This window comes from Vibrio sp. 10N.247.310.24, assembly GCF_041467175.1.
Lineage (GTDB): Bacteria > Pseudomonadota > Gammaproteobacteria > Enterobacterales > Vibrionaceae > Vibrio > Vibrio tasmaniensis_A.
The window spans coordinates 75,389-89,945 of the sequence record NZ_JBFSUD010000013.1; the positions used below are offsets into that span (position 1 = coordinate 75,389).

The following is a 14,557-nucleotide window of genomic DNA, read 5'->3' on the forward strand; positions in this document are numbered from 1 at the left end:
CTACTTGGCTTCTAGTTCAAAACGATAACCTTGCCCGCGAATGGTGCTGATCAGCTTAGCTTGAGTGTATTGCGTTAACTTTTTACGTAAGCGTGAAACGATAACCTCAATATTGTTTAGCTGAACATTTTCACCCTGCGCATAAAGGGAGTCTGCGATTTGTTGTTTAGATACGATTTGTAAGCAATGGCGAATTAAGTACTCGAATATTTGAAATTCTAAGGCTGTAAGTTCAATCAGAGCGTCATCGTAACTGATACGTTTGGCTTGAGTGTCTAAGGTGAGCGATTGCGCTTTGATTTGGGAAGCGGAAAACCCTTGATTGCGACGAACAAGCGCCTCAAGGCGAGCGTGTAGCTCTTCAAATTGGAAGGGCTTGGTAAGGTAATCATCAGCCCCGGAGTTAAGCCCTTCTACTTTATCTTGCCAGTTGCCACGTGCGGTTAAGATTAATATTGGGACTGCAATTTCTTTACGACGTATTTGCTTGATCAGCGTAATGCCATCAAAGTCAGGGAGGCCAAGGTCAATGATCATCACATCTGTATTGGACTGTTTTTGAATCGTTTGTAAACATGCAGAAGCTGTTCTATCTGCATGGACAGTATGTCCTTGCTCACTGAGCTGAGAAGATAGGTGGTGATTCAATATTTCATTATCTTCAACCAAAACAACCAGCATGTAATATCCCTATCTACAATAATATTCAACCAGATAGAGCTTACACTAGCTTTGGATAAAAAAAAGGGAGAAGCCAAAGCTTCCCCCTTAATATTTATTCCAAATTGGTTTTACTTCTGTAGTAAAGAAATATCAGCAATCTGTAGGAACAGGTTACGTAGGTTGTTCAGTAGCGTTAGACGGTTCTTCTTAAGCGCTTCGTCATCAGCCATAACCATTACGTTATCGAAGAATGCATCAACAGGTTCACGTAGATCAGCAAGCTTGCTTAGGGCTTCTTGGTAGTTGCCTGTTGCGAATGCTGGTTCTAATGCTTCTGTCATTACTTCAACGTTTTCAGCCAGTGCTTTCTCTGCGTCTTCTTGAAGAAGAGCAAGATCGATTTCAGCAGGTAGCTCGCCATCGAATTTAGCAAGGATGTTACCTACACGCTTGTTCGCTGCTGCTAGTGCTTCTGCTGCTTCCAGTTCACGGAAGTGAGAAACCGCTTTAACACGTTGGTCAAAGTCAGCTGGCTTAGTTGGACGACGTGCTAGTACCGCTTGGATGATATCAACGCTGAAACCAGCATCTTGGTACCATGCGCGGAAACGACCTAGCATGAAGTCGATAACGTCAGCTTCAACATTGTCGTTAGTTAGCTTGTCGCCTAGTAGCTCTTTCGCTTTACCGATTAGATCGGTTAGGTCTAGGTTGTAGCCGTTTTCAACGATGATACGTAGCACACCTAGTGATGCACGACGTAGAGCGAATGGGTCAGAACCTTTTGGTGCTTGGCCAATACCGAAGATACCTACGATAGTGTCTAGCTTGTCTGCCATTGCTACTGCTGATGAAATACCAGTGCTTGGCAGTGTGTCACCCGCGAAACGAGGCATGTACTGCTCGTAAAGTGCTAGTGCTACTTGCTCGTCTTCACCATCGTGAGTCGCGTAGTGCATGCCCATCACACCTTGAGTATCCGTAAATTCGAATACCATAGATGTCATTAGGTCACACTTAGCCAGTAGGCCTGCACGCTTAGACTTTTCAACGTCAGCATCGATTTGCTCAGCGATGTAGCCAGCAAGTTCTGTGATGCGGTCGGTTTTGTCTTTGATAGTACCCAATTGCTTCTGGAAGATAGCTTGGTCTAATTCAGCAAGACGGTCGATCAGCGGGCGCTTACGGTCTGTGTTGAAGAAGAACTCAGCATCAGCAAGACGTGGACGTACAACCTTCTCGTTACCTTCGATTACGTGACGAGGCTCTTTAGACTCGATGTTCGAAACGAAGATGAAGTTTGGCAGAAGATTTTTATCAGCGTCATACACTGGGAAGTACTTCTGGTCGCCTTTCATGGTGTAAACCAAAGCTTCAGAAGGTACTTTTAGGAACTCTTGCTCAAACTTAGCAGTAAGCACCACTGGCCATTCAACCAAAGAGGTAACTTCTTCAACAAGGTCATCTTCTAGGTCTGTAATACCGCCAACCGCGTCTGCTGCTTTTTTAGCATCAGCAAGAATGATCGCTTTACGCGCATCGTAATCTGCCATTACTTTACCGCGCTCTTCTAAGATCGCAGGGTATTGGTCAGCAGAGTCGATTGTGAACTCTTGTTCGCCCATGAAACGGTGGCCACGGATAGTACGAGCAGAAGCTACGCCTAGGATTTTGCCTTCAACAAGCTCATCACCTAGTAGTACTGTCAGTGTTTTCACTGGACGGATAAATTGAATGTCTGAGTTACCCCAGCGCATTGCTTTAGGAATTGGTAGGCCAGCGAGAGCTTTCGCAGCGATGTCCATCACCAATTCTTGAACAGGTTTGCCAGCCACTTCTTGTTTGAAAAGAAGCCACTCGCCTTTGTCTGTTTTCAGGCGGTCAGCTTGCTCAACAGTAATACCGTTACCACGAGCCCAACCTTGTGCAGCTTTAGTCGCGTTGCCTTCCGCATCGAATGCGACAGAAATTGCAGGACCGCGCTTCTCAACGACTTTGTCTGCTTGGCCTTCAGCCAGTGCAGTCACTTTAAGTGCTAGACGACGAGGTGCTGCGTACCACTTGATGCCTTCGTGAGAAAGCTCAGCCGTTTTAAGACCCGCTTCAAAGTTAGAAGCAAAGGCTTCTGCTAGAGAACGAAGTGCTGTTGGTGGAAGCTCTTCCGTACCTAGTTCAATTAGAAAATTCTTCGCCATGATTATTTATCCTTCTTACACATTGGGAAGCCAAGCGCTTCACGTGACGCGTAGTACGCCTCTGCAACAGCTTTAGTCAGGTTGCGGATACGAAGGATGTAACGTTGACGCTCTGTTACAGAGATAGCTTTACGCGCATCAAGGATGTTGAATGCGTGACCTGCTTTCAGAATGCGCTCGTAAGCTGGAAGCGGCAGTGGCTTCTCAAGCTCAAGTAGCTCTTTACACTCTTTTTCGCACTGGTCGAAGAAAGTGAATAGGAAATCTACGTCTGCGTGCTCGAAGTTGTATGTTGATTGCTCAACTTCATTTTGGTGGAAGATATCACCGTAAGTCACGTTAGAACCGTCTGGTGCTACGTTCCATACAAGGTCGTAAACAGAGTCTACTTCTTGGATGTACATTGCTAGACGCTCGATACCGTAAGTGATCTCGCCCGTTACAGGCTTACACTCAAGACCGCCAACTTGTTGGAAGTAAGTGAATTGAGTCACTTCCATACCGTTTAGCCATACTTCCCAACCAAGACCCCATGCGCCTAACGTTGGGTTTTCCCAGTTGTCTTCTACGAAGCGAATATCGTGAACAAGTGGGTCGACACCAAGAACTTCAAGCGAGCCTAAGTACAACTCCTGGATGTTATCTGGAGAAGGTTTTAGAGCTACTTGGAATTGATAGTAGTGCTGCAGGCGGTTCGGGTTTTCACCGTAACGACCATCAGTCGGACGACGAGAAGGTTGAACGTATGCCGTAGACATTGGCTCTGGGCCAAGTGCACGTAGACATGTCATTGGGTGAGAGGTGCCAGCACCTACTTCCATATCTAGTGGTTGAACAATGGTACAACCGTTTTGTGCCCAGTAATCCTGCAGCGCGAGGATCATTCCCTGGAAGGTTTTGATATCGTATTTTTGCATAGTCAGGTTCGCGCGATTCTTTTAAATGAATGATAAAAATAACCTCTGAGTATACCGAGATATTGGTAAAGCGAGTAGGGGTAATCTTGTTTAATTAGTGGTCTAAAATGTCGTTTAGTGGATTTTTTTGCCTTTAATGTTTGTTTTTCGGCACAAGTGGATATTTTGATAACTTTGACTCTTGTGTTTGAAAGCGTGGGTGATTAAAATCTCGCGGTCTTTGGGGAGTAGCTTACTTATTCATATCCTATTGAATGAGTTCGTTCGTCAACATAATTGATGCAAAATCATCATGGCGTTCGAGGCAACCACCACCTTGGTGGCGCTTAGCAAGACCTTAGACAAGCATCGTGAACCGGGATGGGGCGCGAGGTTTGTCTTTGGTTAAATATAATAATCCTCATCCCAAATGAGCATGTCGTGAGCGTTTTAGCAATTTCAATTACAACTGTCGCCTTAGCCGAGATCGGTGATAAGACTCAGTTGTTATCCCTTTTATTAGCCAGCCGATATCGAAAACCGCTACCTATTATTGCGGCTATTTTCTTTGCCACCATTGCCAACCATGCCCTTGCTGCGTGGCTAGGTGTTGTGGTCGCTGATTATTTATCTCCTGAGGTACTTAAGTGGGTGCTGGTGGTCAGTTTCATTACGATGGCAGGCTGGATTCTGATTCCGGATAAATTAGATGACGATGAACAGATCTCGAACCGAGGGCCGTTTGTCGCCAGTTTTATCGCTTTCTTCATTGCTGAGATCGGTGATAAGACTCAGATTGCGACATCGATTCTAGGGGCTCAATATTCGGATGCATTAACGTGGGTCATTCTCGGTACTACCATTGGTATGTTGCTGGCGAATGTGCCTGTGGTGATCATTGGTAAGCTATCGGCAGATAAGATGCCACTTGACCTGATTCGCAAGATCACAGCCTTGTTGTTCGTGGGTTTGGCTATCGCAGCAGCGTTCTATTAAGCGGTAGTATTGAGTCCTATTATACTCAATCAGTAGAGTAATGTGTTGTAGGTCATACTCTTACAGTATTGTGGGGTTTATCGAGCGAATGGACATATAACTGTCATACTTGTCATGATATTTTAATCTTGTGAGTTAAGAACACGAGGGCATGATTATGTTGACGCGTTATATGGGTATTACTCCACAAAGCCAAAGTTATCTATTTACCTTTGGTCTTGCACTTACACTACTAGGCATGGTGTTGACGGACATGTGGCTACCAATGGTGGCTGGTTCGATGATCATGACCGGGCTTGCGGTAGAAGCTTGGATTCGGGTCGCGCATATTATTCCTATGCGAAAAGATATCCGAGAAATTCAGCATCAGCTTGAGCATCTGCAAAATAAATCTAGAAACGAATAAACAAAAAGCCGCTCGTACTCTGAGTTCTGTTGAAGAACATAAGGTACGAGCGGCTTTTTTGATACTTGATAGTCGGTGGGGCGTTACGCCTCCAATCCCTTTCTGATCAAATACTGGTAAGGCAACGTTTCTGTCGCTTGGCCTACCAACTGGTGATCCATGAATCGACAAAAGCTCGGAATATCACGAGTTGTCGAAGGATCGTCAGCTTTTACCAGTAACACATCGCCATCCTGCATGTTTCTAATTGTCTTCCTGACCATCATTACTGGCTCTGGGCAACGCAGGCCTTCAGCTTCTAAAGTGTGGGTTGCCAGTTCAGGTTTGAATGTCATGGTTTGTATCTCTATATCTATCTAACGAGTGAATAATACGTCTGCAGAAAAAATATGCAATAAGTGCTTGGCAAACGGAACCATTTCCTATAACTTAATTAACAAGTTGATAACAACTCAAATCAAAGGCAACTAGCTAAGGAGTGGCGATGTTGACAGGATTAGATAGATTAACAATTTATTCAGTTCTCTGTTTTATTTCTTTTTGTGCGTTAGTACTACGCTCATCGACAGAGACCTCTCTAATGCCAATTTTTGGCATAGTAGCAACGATTATTGGTATTTGGGTAGAGATGCGCCGTTGGCAAGGCATAGCCGAGGAGCAAGAGCACTAACCTGAATACAGCAAGCAAATTCCAATACGACAATATTCCGACACTATCCCCAGATTTTCTTGGGCTTCCCCGCGTAATTGCGGGATTTTTTTTATCTAAAGCATGCTATAAACAACTTAGTGACCAATGATAATTGTATACAGCTAGGTAAGTGGCGTGGAATTAGAAGACATCTATCGTAGAGACCTGAATTTACTGGTCGCCTTAAAGGTATTGATTGAAGAGGGCAGTGTTAGTCAAGCTGCGCTTCGTCTTAACCTAAGCCAGTCGGCAACCAGCCGAGTATTAGGCCGCTTAAGAGAACTACTCAATGATCCCCTGTTTACACGCCAAGGTCAGCACCTTATTCCCACTAAGAAAGCTCTCGAGATCAGCCAGCGCATTGATCAGCCTTTAGAATCATTCCGTCAGTTGCTTAGTCCGAGTGATTTCGATCCTTACTATTGCAGTGAGCGTTTTTTAATTGCGACCACTGACTACGCGATGCAAACTATCTTGCCTTATGCTCTGCCGAAGATTTATGAGCAAGCGCCGAACATCTCTTTGGAGTTTGCACCATTGCAGCATGAGCATTTGTTTAAACAGCTCAGCACCGAACGTGTCGATATGGCGATTTGTCGCCCGAGTGGCAGCATTGCACCACTTCATCAAGAGGTATTGGGGCCGGTCGGTGTGTCGTGTCTGTTATCTAAGAATCACCCATTAGCCGATAAGCCTTTAAGCCTTGAAGACTATGTATCACTCCCGCACGCGATGATTGCGATCAGTGATGGTGTTAAGGCTTTATTAGATAACGCGTTAGCCAATCAACAGCCTCGTAAAATGGTGTTGCGTGCTTATCACCTTGAAGCCGCATTAGCGATTGTCGATAGAATGCCGTTGGTGATCACTGTACCAGCCGATCTGGCTTATTTGGTGGCAGAGCGCTATGACTTGGTTGTTAAGCCATTACCATTTGAGTTTATGCCGTTTGATTACTCGCTGATCTGGCACTCGCGCTGCGATTCTTCTGCCTCGCAACAATGGTTAAGAAGAGTAGTAAAAGAAGAGTGTGGTGAGTTGATTCAGAAGCGTATTGCGGATGTAGGTTTGGGTTAACTTAACTTAGATCTAGTTTTGGTTTACTCGAACCAAATGACCAAAATGCAAAAGGGCTGATTACTATCAGCCCTTTGTTGTTCTGAGATATTTGAGCTTTAGTTGATTACTAAAGCTTTATAACTACACGACCAGTGATTTGACCGTTAGTGATGTCTTCTGCAGCTTGAATTGCGCCATCTAAAGACACTTCTTTGGTTGCTTGAGCGTAGAAAGACTCTGGTAGTAGCTCAGCCAGTTGTTCCCACGCTTTAATGCGTTTTTCACGAGGGCACATTACAGAATCAACACCCTGTAGACGAACATTACGCAGAATGAATGGCATTACCGTGGTTGGTAAGTCAAAACCGCCTGCTAGACCACACATTGCAACCGCGCCGTTGTAATCAATTTGTGCCAATACTTTCGCAAGTACTTTGCTGCCTACCGTATCGATAGCACCAGCCCACAGTTGTTTCTCAAGTGGCTTCGCCGGTTCTTCTAGTTCAGAACGCTCTACAATGCGTGTCGCGCCTAGTGATTTAAGTAGTTCACCGTTTGCAGAAGCACGGCCAGTAACCGCTGCTACTTTGTAGCCTAGTTGGTTTAATAGCGTAATAGACACGCTGCCTACGCCGCCACTTGCACCTGTTACTAAGATTTCACCGTCTTCTGGTTTGATGCCTGCATCTACGATAGCTTGCACACAAAGCATTGCTGTGAAACCTGCTGTACCGATCGCCATTACTTTCTTAGCGTCTAGACCCGCTGGCATTGGCACTAACCAATCACCGTTTAGGCTCGCTTTTTCAGCCATGCCACCCCAATGACCTTCACCAACACCCCAACCCGTTAGAACAACTTCGTCACCCGCTTTGTAGCGTGGGTCATCAGATTGTGAAACCACACCTGAAAGGTCGATACCAGGAACCATAGGGAAGTTACGAACAATGCGCCCTTTGCCTGTAATCGCCAAACCATCTTTGTAGTTCAAAGAAGAGTAGCTCACATCAACCTTCACGTTACCTTCTGGTAATTGAGATTCATCAATTTGAGATACTGATGCGATAGTTTTTTTATCTTCTTGATTTAGTACAAGTGCTTTAAACATGATCTGCTCCGTGGGAGGAATATTAGGAAACTGAAGTAACTTTAGTTGAATCATCGAAGAAAAAATAATGAAACATCAACATTGAATCTATGCGTTTTGTGCATAGATGTGAGTGGTGCTTTTTCTCTCGCTAAGTTCGCTGAACGAATCGATACATTATTGGACGCCGAGCAATAAAAAGTGCAGCTATATAAATATAGCTGCACAAAAGATTACTCTACAAGTATTACAACCAACGACCGCTATGGGCGTTCAAATACCGTTGCAATACCTTGGCCTAAACCAATACACATGGTCGCTAAGCCGTATTTCACGTCTTGCGCTTCCATCAGGTTGATTAGGGTTGTTGAGATACGAGAACCAGAACAGCCCAGTGGGTGACCAAGAGCAATCGCACCACCGTTAAGGTTTACTTTCTCGTCAACTACATCCAGTAGACCTAGGTCTTTCGCACATGGAAGAGATTGAGCAGCAAACGCTTCGTTTAGCTCAATCACACCCATATCTTCGATGGTTAGGCCTGCACGTTTAAGTGCTTTTTTCGTCGCTGGTACTGGGCCGTAACCCATGATTGAAGGATCGCAGCCAGCGATAGCCATCGACTTCACGCGAGCGCGAATCTTCAGGCCAAGTGCATTGGCTTTCTCTTCGCTCATGATCAGCATTGCCGATGCACCATCAGACAGTGCTGATGAAGTACCTGCTGTTACCGTACCGTTTGCTGGGTCAAATACCGGGCGAAGCTGAGATAAGCCTTCAACCGTAGTTTCTGGGCGAATGACTTCATCGTAATCCAGAGTGAACAGTGAACCGTCTGCTGCGTGAGCTTCTGTTGGCAGGATTTCGTTTTTGAAACGACCTTCAACTGTTGCTGCTTGAGCTCGAGCATGTGAGCGCGCTGCGAATGCATCTTGGTCTTCACGGCTAATACCGTGCATTTTACCTAGCATCTCAGCAGTTAGGCCCATCATGCCGGCAGCTTTTGCTACGTGTTTTGACATTCCAGGGTGAAAATCAACACCGTGGTTCATTGGTACGTGGCCCATGTGCTCGACACCACCAATCAGGCAGATTTCAGCATCACCAACCATGATAGAGCGGGTTGCATCATGCAGAGCTTGCATAGATGAGCCACATAAACGGTTGACTGTTACCGCACCAATCTCAATCGGTAGACCAGCAAGCAAAGCAGCGTTACGTGCGACGTTAAAGCCTTGCTCTAGCGTTTGTTGTACACAACCCCAGTAAATGTCTTCAATCTCGACAGGGTTCACTTCTGGGTTGCGCTCTAAAATGCCTTTCATCAAATGTGCAGACAGATCTTCAGCACGAGTGTGACGGAAAGCTCCACCTTTGGAGCGTCCCATTGGGGTACGAAGGCAATCAACAACAACTACATTTTTCATTTTGCTATTCCTTTTCCAAACGTGGGTTACAGAGAACTGGCTTGTTGACCGTCGTAAAAGCTTTCGCCCTTCGCTGCCATATCAAGCAATAGTTGAGGAACTTGGTACATTGCACCTAAGTCTTGGTAGCTCTTCGCCATTTCAACGAAGTTACCAATACCCACACTGTCTAAGTAGCGGAATACGCCTCCTCTGAATGGAGGGAAGCCTAAACCGTAAACCAGTGCCATATCCGCTTCTTGCGGTGTCGCGATGATGCCTTCTTCTAAACAAAGCACCACTTCGTTGATCATAGGAATCATCACACGTTGGATAATTGTCTGGTCATCAAAGTCTTGTGGCTGTTGGCATACGTCAGCCAGGATAGGAAGAATGTCTTCGGAGAAGGTTTTCTTCGGGCGACCACGTTTGTCTACGCTGTACGTGTAGAAACCGCTGCCGTTCTTCTGGCCGTATTTTTCAGCGACGTAAAGTGCGTCAATTGCATCACGACCTTCTTTACCCATACGCTCTGGGAAACCTTGCGCCATTACTGCTTGTGCATGATGTGCTGTGTCTAAACCTACAACGTCTAACAAGTACGCAGGGCCCATAGGCCAACCGAACTTACGTTCCATGACTTTATCGATCTTAGTGAAGTCAGCACCGTCGCGTAGCAACATGCTGAAACCGCCAAAGTAAGGGAAAAGTACACGGTTAACGAAGAAGCCTGGGCAGTCGTTAACAACGATAGGGGATTTACCCATCTTCGCTGCGTACGCAACCACACGATTGATTGTTTCTTCTGAAGTATGCTCGCCACGGATGATCTCAACCAAAGGCATGCGGTGCACTGGGTTAAAGAAGTGCATGCCACAGAAGTTTTCTGGGCGCTTCAAAGATTTCGCTAACAGGTTGATTGGAATCGTAGAGGTGTTTGATGTAAGAACTGTGTCTTCACCAACCAAACCTTCCACTTCACTCAGTACGGCTGCTTTTACTTTCGGGTTTTCTACAACCGCTTCCACAATCACATCTGATTGCTCAACACCTGCATAATGTAGACTTGGAGTAATCGAAGACAGAATACCTGCCATCTTGAACCCATCAAGGCGACCGCGTGATAAGCGTTTATTCAACAGCTTAGAAGCTTCGTTCATACCAAGATCAAGAGACGCTTGTGCGATGTCTTTCATCATCACTGGCACGCCTTTCAATGCTGACTGGTAAGCAATACCGCCGCCCATGATGCCAGCGCCAAGTACTGCTGCGCGTTCCGTTGCTTTATTCGCAGACTTACCAGCTTGTTTTGCTAAGCCTTTAATGTATTGGTCATTCAAGAATAAACCGACCAATGCTTTCGCTTCTTCAGATTTTGCTAGCTTAACGAAGTGTTTACGCTCGATGTCTAGTGCTGCATCGCGATCGCTACGTGCTGCTTCTTCGATAGCAATCACCGAAGTGATGGGTGCTGGGTAATGAGGCCCTGCTTTTTGAGCCACTAAGCCCTTAGCCATGGTAAAGCTCATCATCGCTTCTAGTTTGCTTAGTGAAAGCGCTGATGTTTTTTGTTTACGACGTAGCTGCCAATCGAGTTTCTCATTGGCTGCTAGAGAAACAGTGTTAATCGCTGCTTCTAATAGTTGGTCTGTTTCAACAATCGCATCTAACAAGCCAACTTTAAGTGCTTCATCTGCACGGCATGCTTTGCCTTGCGTGATAATTTCCATTGCACTGTCAGCACCGATAACACGTGGCAGACGCACACAACCACCAAATCCAGGCATGATGCCAAGTTTGGTTTCTGGTAGGCCTATGCTGGTGGTCTTGTCACCGATACGAAAATCGGTCGCTAAGACACATTCACAGCCGCCACCAAGGGCATGGCCACGCATCATTGAAAGAGTTGGGACAGGAAGGTCTTCGAGCTTGCTGAAGATTGAATTAGCGAATCTTAACCATTCATCAAGTTCTGCTTCTGGCTTAGCAAATAGGCCAAGAAATTCAGTGATGTCTGCGCCTACGATGAACGCGTCTTTGTTTGAAGTTAAGATTAAACCACGTAATCCAGCGTGAGCATTAAGAGCATCTAACGCTTTGTCTAGTGATTCTAAAGTAGCAAGGTCGAGTTTGTTTACAGAGGCCGGAGCACAGAAGCTAAGTTCTGCAATACCATCTTGTAATTCCTTTACCTGTAAGGTGTTAGCTTGGTAAATCATTGTCTATCTCCATGACATACAATCCACGATTGTTTGAGAGAATCTTGTTATCTTTCTATTATTGTAGAACACCTGGTAAGACCAGTTGTTCTAGTCTGTACCTCTGCTTGGTGAATTTCAATACATTTTTTAAACAATTGTTTAACATTGTGCGATGGCACAGATCCTCTAACCCTTATTATTCACGCGTGATACACTTCGCCGCTCTTATTAATTAAGTTAACGATATGAATGAACAGCCCTATTTAATACCGTCAGCGTCGGCTTTATTTGAAGAAGAGATAAAAAAGAGCGTTTTTATTACTCATCTTGCTCATACTCCAAGTGTAGAAGCTGCTAAGCAGTTCGTTGAACAGGTAAAAAAAGAGCATTCTTCAGCGCGACATAACTGTTGGGGCTTTGCTGCAGGGCGACCTGAAGACTCGATGAAGTGGGGCTTTAGTGATGATGGCGAACCCTCGGGTACTGCTGGAAAGCCTATCTTGGCGCAACTGTCTGGTTCGGGTGTTGGCGAGTTAACGGCTGTAGTCACTCGCTATTCAGGCGGAATCAAGCTCGGTACTGGTGGTTTAGTTAAGGCTTATGGTGGTGGAGTACAACAAGCTCTCAAGCTGCTTCAAACTATCGAGAAAAAAATAACCACAAAATTACGGCTAGAGTTAGACTATGGTTTTGTGCCGATTGCACAATCCATCATGGCTCAGCATCAGGCTGTTGAAGTCCAAGCGGATTATGGTGTTCAAGTTGAGCTTATTATTGAAATAGAGCTCCTTCAGGTAGATTCGTTTACCCAAACCATGATCAATAAAAGCGGTGCTAAGGCACTGGTAACGAAAGTCAAAGACAACTAGGAAGTGTGAAGCATTTCGCTTCGTTCAATAGCTCATGCAATTTCGCTCAATTATTCGAATCGTCGGATTATTATTAGCACTTTTTAGTGTATCAATGCTCGCACCTGCGCTCGTCGCTCTGATCTATCGAGATGGTGCGGGTGTGCCATTTGTGACGACCTTTTTTGTTCTCTTATTCTGTGGAGCAACCTGCTGGTTTCCAAACCGACGTTATAAGCATGAATTGAAAGCGCGTGATGGCTTCTTGATTGTTGTTTTATTCTGGACGGTAATCGGTAGTGCTGGTGCGCTGCCGTTTTTGATCGCCGATAACCCCAATGTGTCGGTAACCGATGCTTTCTTCGAATCCTTCTCTGCATTAACAACCACGGGCGCGACCGTTATTGTCGGCCTCGATGATCTGCCTAAGGCGATTCTGTTTTACCGCCAGTTCCTGCAATGGTTTGGTGGTATGGGTATCATCGTATTAGCGGTAGCCATCCTTCCTGTTCTCGGCATCGGTGGTATGCAGCTATATCGTGCAGAAATCCCGGGTCCAGTAAAAGACAGTAAGATGACTCCGCGTATTGCTGAAACGGCAAAAGCGCTTTGGTACATCTATCTGAGTCTAACGATTGCTTGTGCGGTGGCGTTTTGGCTTGCAGGCATGAGCTTCTTTGATGCTATCAGTCATAGCTTCTCTACTATTGCGATTGGTGGCTTCTCGACTCACGATGCGAGTATGGGCTATTTCAATAGTCCGGCTATCAACATGATTACGGTCGTGTTCCTTCTTATCTCTGCGTGTAACTATTCGCTTCACTTTGCTGCATTTGCTTCTGGTGGTGTGCATCCTAAGTATTATTGGAAAGATCCTGAATTCCGCGCCTTTATCTTTATTCAAGCAGTCTTGTTCTTAGTTTGTTTCTTATTACTGCTTAATCACCACTCTTATGACTCGTATTACGATGCCTTTGATCAAGCCTTGTTCCAAACGGTATCTATATCGACGACAGCAGGCTTCACCACTACAGGTTTCTCCGAGTGGCCATTGTTCTTACCTGTTCTGCTTCTGTTCTCTTCTTTTATAGGGGGCTGTGCAGGTTCAACGGGCGGTGGTATGAAAGTTATTCGAATCTTATTGCTTACTCTACAAGGTGCTCGTGAAATGAAGCGTCTTGTTCACCCGCGTGCTGTCTATACCATCAAAGTTGGCGGTTCTGCGTTACCACAACGTGTTGTTGATGCGGTTTGGGGCTTCTTCTCTGCATACGCATTGGTTTTTGTGGTTTGTATGTTGGCTCTTATTGCTACTGGGATGGATGAGCTGAGTGCTTTCTCTGCCGTAGCGGCAACATTGAATAACCTTGGCCCTGGCTTAGGTGAAGTGGCAATGCACTTCGGCGATGTGAATGATAAGGCCAAATGGGTGTTGATCGTATCTATGCTGTTTGGTCGTTTAGAGATATTCACCTTATTAATTTTGTTGACCCCTACGTTTTGGCGTAGCTAAGGACATATTGTGGCAAAAGCTCTATTTTTGTATTCAAGCCGTGAAGGGCAAACCAAGAAGATCTTGAACTATATAAAAGAAGAAATGAATGAGTTCGAATGTGAGCTTCAAGATCTGCACACTATTAGTAATGTCGACTTTGCTCAATACGACAGAGTGTTGATTGGTGCATCTATTCGTTACGGCCACCTTAATAAGAAGCTATATAAGTTCATTGATGCCAACCTTACTCAGTTGCAATCCAATAAGGTTGCTTTCTTTTGCGTTAACTTAACAGCTCGTAAAGAAGACCAAGGCAAAGATACTCCTGAAGGTAGCGTCTATATTAAGAAGTTCCTTCTTAAGTCCCCGTGGCAACCAACTTTGATCGGTGTATTCGCGGGCGCCCTCTATTACCCTCGTTATAACTGGTTCGATAAAACCATGATTCGCTTCATTATGAATATGACAGGCGGAGAAACGGATACAACCAAAGAAGTCGAGTACACAAATTGGGGAAAAGTCTCTTTATTCTCTAAGAAACTACAAGAGATGTAAGAGAAAAGCCTACTTTTGAGGCGTTTTGAGTTCTTTTTAATCGAACGAATAAAAAAACG

At 45.2% G+C, this 14,557-nt stretch carries 14 protein-coding genes and 1 riboswitch; of the genes, 7 read left to right on the forward strand and 7 right to left on the reverse strand.

The window, feature by feature from the left end; translation table 11 throughout:
- The 3 genes from AB6E08_RS06495 to glyQ all read right to left on the reverse strand — a co-directional run bounded on the left by AB6E08_RS06495 (position 1) and on the right by glyQ (position 3,775).
- Complete coding sequence (locus AB6E08_RS06495) at positions 1–681, reverse strand: response regulator transcription factor (protein WP_009848157.1); 681 nt, start codon at positions 679–681, stop codon at positions 1–3.
- A 110-nt stretch (positions 682–791) separates the two neighbouring features.
- Entirely contained in the window at positions 792–2,858 is a 2,067-nt protein-coding gene (glyS, locus tag AB6E08_RS06500; protein ID WP_372064235.1) for a glycine--tRNA ligase subunit beta, read from the reverse strand.
- A gap of 2 nt (positions 2,859–2,860) precedes the next feature.
- On the reverse strand, positions 2,861–3,775 hold the full coding sequence (gene glyQ / locus AB6E08_RS06505; protein WP_009848159.1) for a glycine--tRNA ligase subunit alpha: 915 nt from the start codon (positions 3,773–3,775) through the stop codon (positions 2,861–2,863).
- A gap of 210 nt (positions 3,776–3,985) precedes the next feature.
- Positions 3,986–4,161: riboswitch (yybP-ykoY riboswitch) on the forward strand.
- A 34-nt stretch (positions 4,162–4,195) separates the two neighbouring features.
- Here glyQ and AB6E08_RS06510 point away from each other — a divergent pair.
- Complete coding sequence (locus AB6E08_RS06510) at positions 4,196–4,750, forward strand: TMEM165/GDT1 family protein (RefSeq protein ID WP_372064237.1); 555 nt, start codon at positions 4,196–4,198, stop codon at positions 4,748–4,750.
- Between the two features lie 151 nt (positions 4,751–4,901).
- The gene (locus AB6E08_RS06515; RefSeq protein ID WP_004736676.1) at positions 4,902–5,156 is read left to right on the forward strand and encodes a hypothetical protein; all 255 of its coding nucleotides are present in this window, start codon (positions 4,902–4,904) and stop codon (positions 5,154–5,156) included.
- Positions 5,157–5,239: 83 nt separating this feature from the next.
- Here AB6E08_RS06515 and tusA read toward each other — a convergent pair whose 3' ends face one another.
- Positions 5,240–5,491: a sulfurtransferase TusA gene (gene tusA, locus AB6E08_RS06520; protein ID WP_004736675.1), complete on the reverse strand. Its 252-nt coding sequence runs from the start codon at positions 5,489–5,491 to the stop codon at positions 5,240–5,242.
- A 149-nt stretch (positions 5,492–5,640) separates the two neighbouring features.
- Here tusA and AB6E08_RS06525 point away from each other — a divergent pair, with 149 nt between their 5' ends.
- On the forward strand, positions 5,641–5,826 hold the full coding sequence (locus AB6E08_RS06525) for a hypothetical protein (protein WP_004736674.1): 186 nt from the start codon (positions 5,641–5,643) through the stop codon (positions 5,824–5,826).
- 156 nt (positions 5,827–5,982) lie between these two features.
- Entirely contained in the window at positions 5,983–6,924 is a 942-nt protein-coding gene (locus AB6E08_RS06530) for a LysR family transcriptional regulator (RefSeq protein WP_012602956.1), read from the forward strand.
- A 109-nt stretch (positions 6,925–7,033) separates the two neighbouring features.
- Here AB6E08_RS06530 and AB6E08_RS06535 read toward each other — a convergent pair whose 3' ends face one another.
- The 3 genes from AB6E08_RS06535 to fadB all read right to left on the reverse strand — a co-directional run bounded on the left by AB6E08_RS06535 (position 7,034) and on the right by fadB (position 11,618).
- Positions 7,034–8,014, reverse strand: coding sequence for an MDR family oxidoreductase (locus AB6E08_RS06535; RefSeq protein ID WP_102462814.1), 981 nt, complete (start codon positions 8,012–8,014; stop codon positions 7,034–7,036).
- Positions 8,015–8,256: 242 nt separating this feature from the next.
- The gene (fadA, locus tag AB6E08_RS06540) at positions 8,257–9,420 is read right to left on the reverse strand and encodes an acetyl-CoA C-acyltransferase FadA (RefSeq protein ID WP_004736671.1); all 1,164 of its coding nucleotides are present in this window, start codon (positions 9,418–9,420) and stop codon (positions 8,257–8,259) included.
- 26 nt (positions 9,421–9,446) lie between these two features.
- On the reverse strand, positions 9,447–11,618 hold the full coding sequence (fadB, locus tag AB6E08_RS06545; protein ID WP_372064240.1) for a fatty acid oxidation complex subunit alpha FadB: 2,172 nt from the start codon (positions 11,616–11,618) through the stop codon (positions 9,447–9,449).
- A 227-nt stretch (positions 11,619–11,845) separates the two neighbouring features.
- On the opposite strand from fadB, the gene AB6E08_RS06550 reads away from it, so the two are divergent.
- The 3 genes from AB6E08_RS06550 to hemG are packed head-to-tail and all read left to right on the forward strand — an operon-like array spanning position 11,846 to position 14,498.
- Positions 11,846–12,469 (forward strand): YigZ family protein, encoded by a 624-nt coding sequence (locus tag AB6E08_RS06550; protein WP_004736669.1) that lies wholly within the window; start codon positions 11,846–11,848, stop codon positions 12,467–12,469.
- Between the two features lie 34 nt (positions 12,470–12,503).
- The gene (locus tag AB6E08_RS06555) at positions 12,504–13,961 is read left to right on the forward strand and encodes a TrkH family potassium uptake protein (RefSeq protein ID WP_017077285.1); all 1,458 of its coding nucleotides are present in this window, start codon (positions 12,504–12,506) and stop codon (positions 13,959–13,961) included.
- Between the two features lie 9 nt (positions 13,962–13,970).
- A complete protein-coding gene (hemG, locus tag AB6E08_RS06560; protein ID WP_017100519.1) occupies positions 13,971–14,498 on the forward strand; it encodes a menaquinone-dependent protoporphyrinogen IX dehydrogenase in 528 nt (175 codons plus the stop codon).
- Positions 14,499–14,557: the final 59 nt, after the last annotated feature.

Bases quoted from the DNA above. Each gene is read 5' to 3' on its own strand.
- AB6E08_RS06495 (WP_009848157.1), bottom strand. From the start codon at position 681: ATGCTGGTTGTTTTGGTTGAAGATAATGAAATATTGAATCACCACCTA.
- glyS (WP_372064235.1), bottom strand. From the start codon at position 2,858: ATGGCGAAGAATTTTCTAATTGAACTAGGTACGGAAGAGCTTCCACCA.
- glyQ (WP_009848159.1), bottom strand. From the start codon at position 3,775: ATGCAAAAATACGATATCAAAACCTTCCAGGGAATGATCCTCGCGCTG.
- AB6E08_RS06515 (WP_004736676.1), top strand. From the start codon at position 4,902: ATGATTATGTTGACGCGTTATATGGGTATTACTCCACAAAGCCAAAGT.
- tusA (WP_004736675.1), bottom strand. From the start codon at position 5,491: ATGACATTCAAACCTGAACTGGCAACCCACACTTTAGAAGCTGAAGGC.
- AB6E08_RS06525 (WP_004736674.1), top strand. From the start codon at position 5,641: ATGTTGACAGGATTAGATAGATTAACAATTTATTCAGTTCTCTGTTTT.
- AB6E08_RS06535 (WP_102462814.1), bottom strand. From the start codon at position 8,014: ATGTTTAAAGCACTTGTACTAAATCAAGAAGATAAAAAAACTATCGCA.
- fadA (WP_004736671.1), bottom strand. From the start codon at position 9,420: ATGAAAAATGTAGTTGTTGTTGATTGCCTTCGTACCCCAATGGGACGC.
- fadB (WP_372064240.1), bottom strand. From the start codon at position 11,618: ATGATTTACCAAGCTAACACCTTACAGGTAAAGGAATTACAAGATGGT.
- AB6E08_RS06550 (WP_004736669.1), top strand. From the start codon at position 11,846: ATGAATGAACAGCCCTATTTAATACCGTCAGCGTCGGCTTTATTTGAA.
- AB6E08_RS06555 (WP_017077285.1), top strand. From the start codon at position 12,504: ATGCAATTTCGCTCAATTATTCGAATCGTCGGATTATTATTAGCACTT.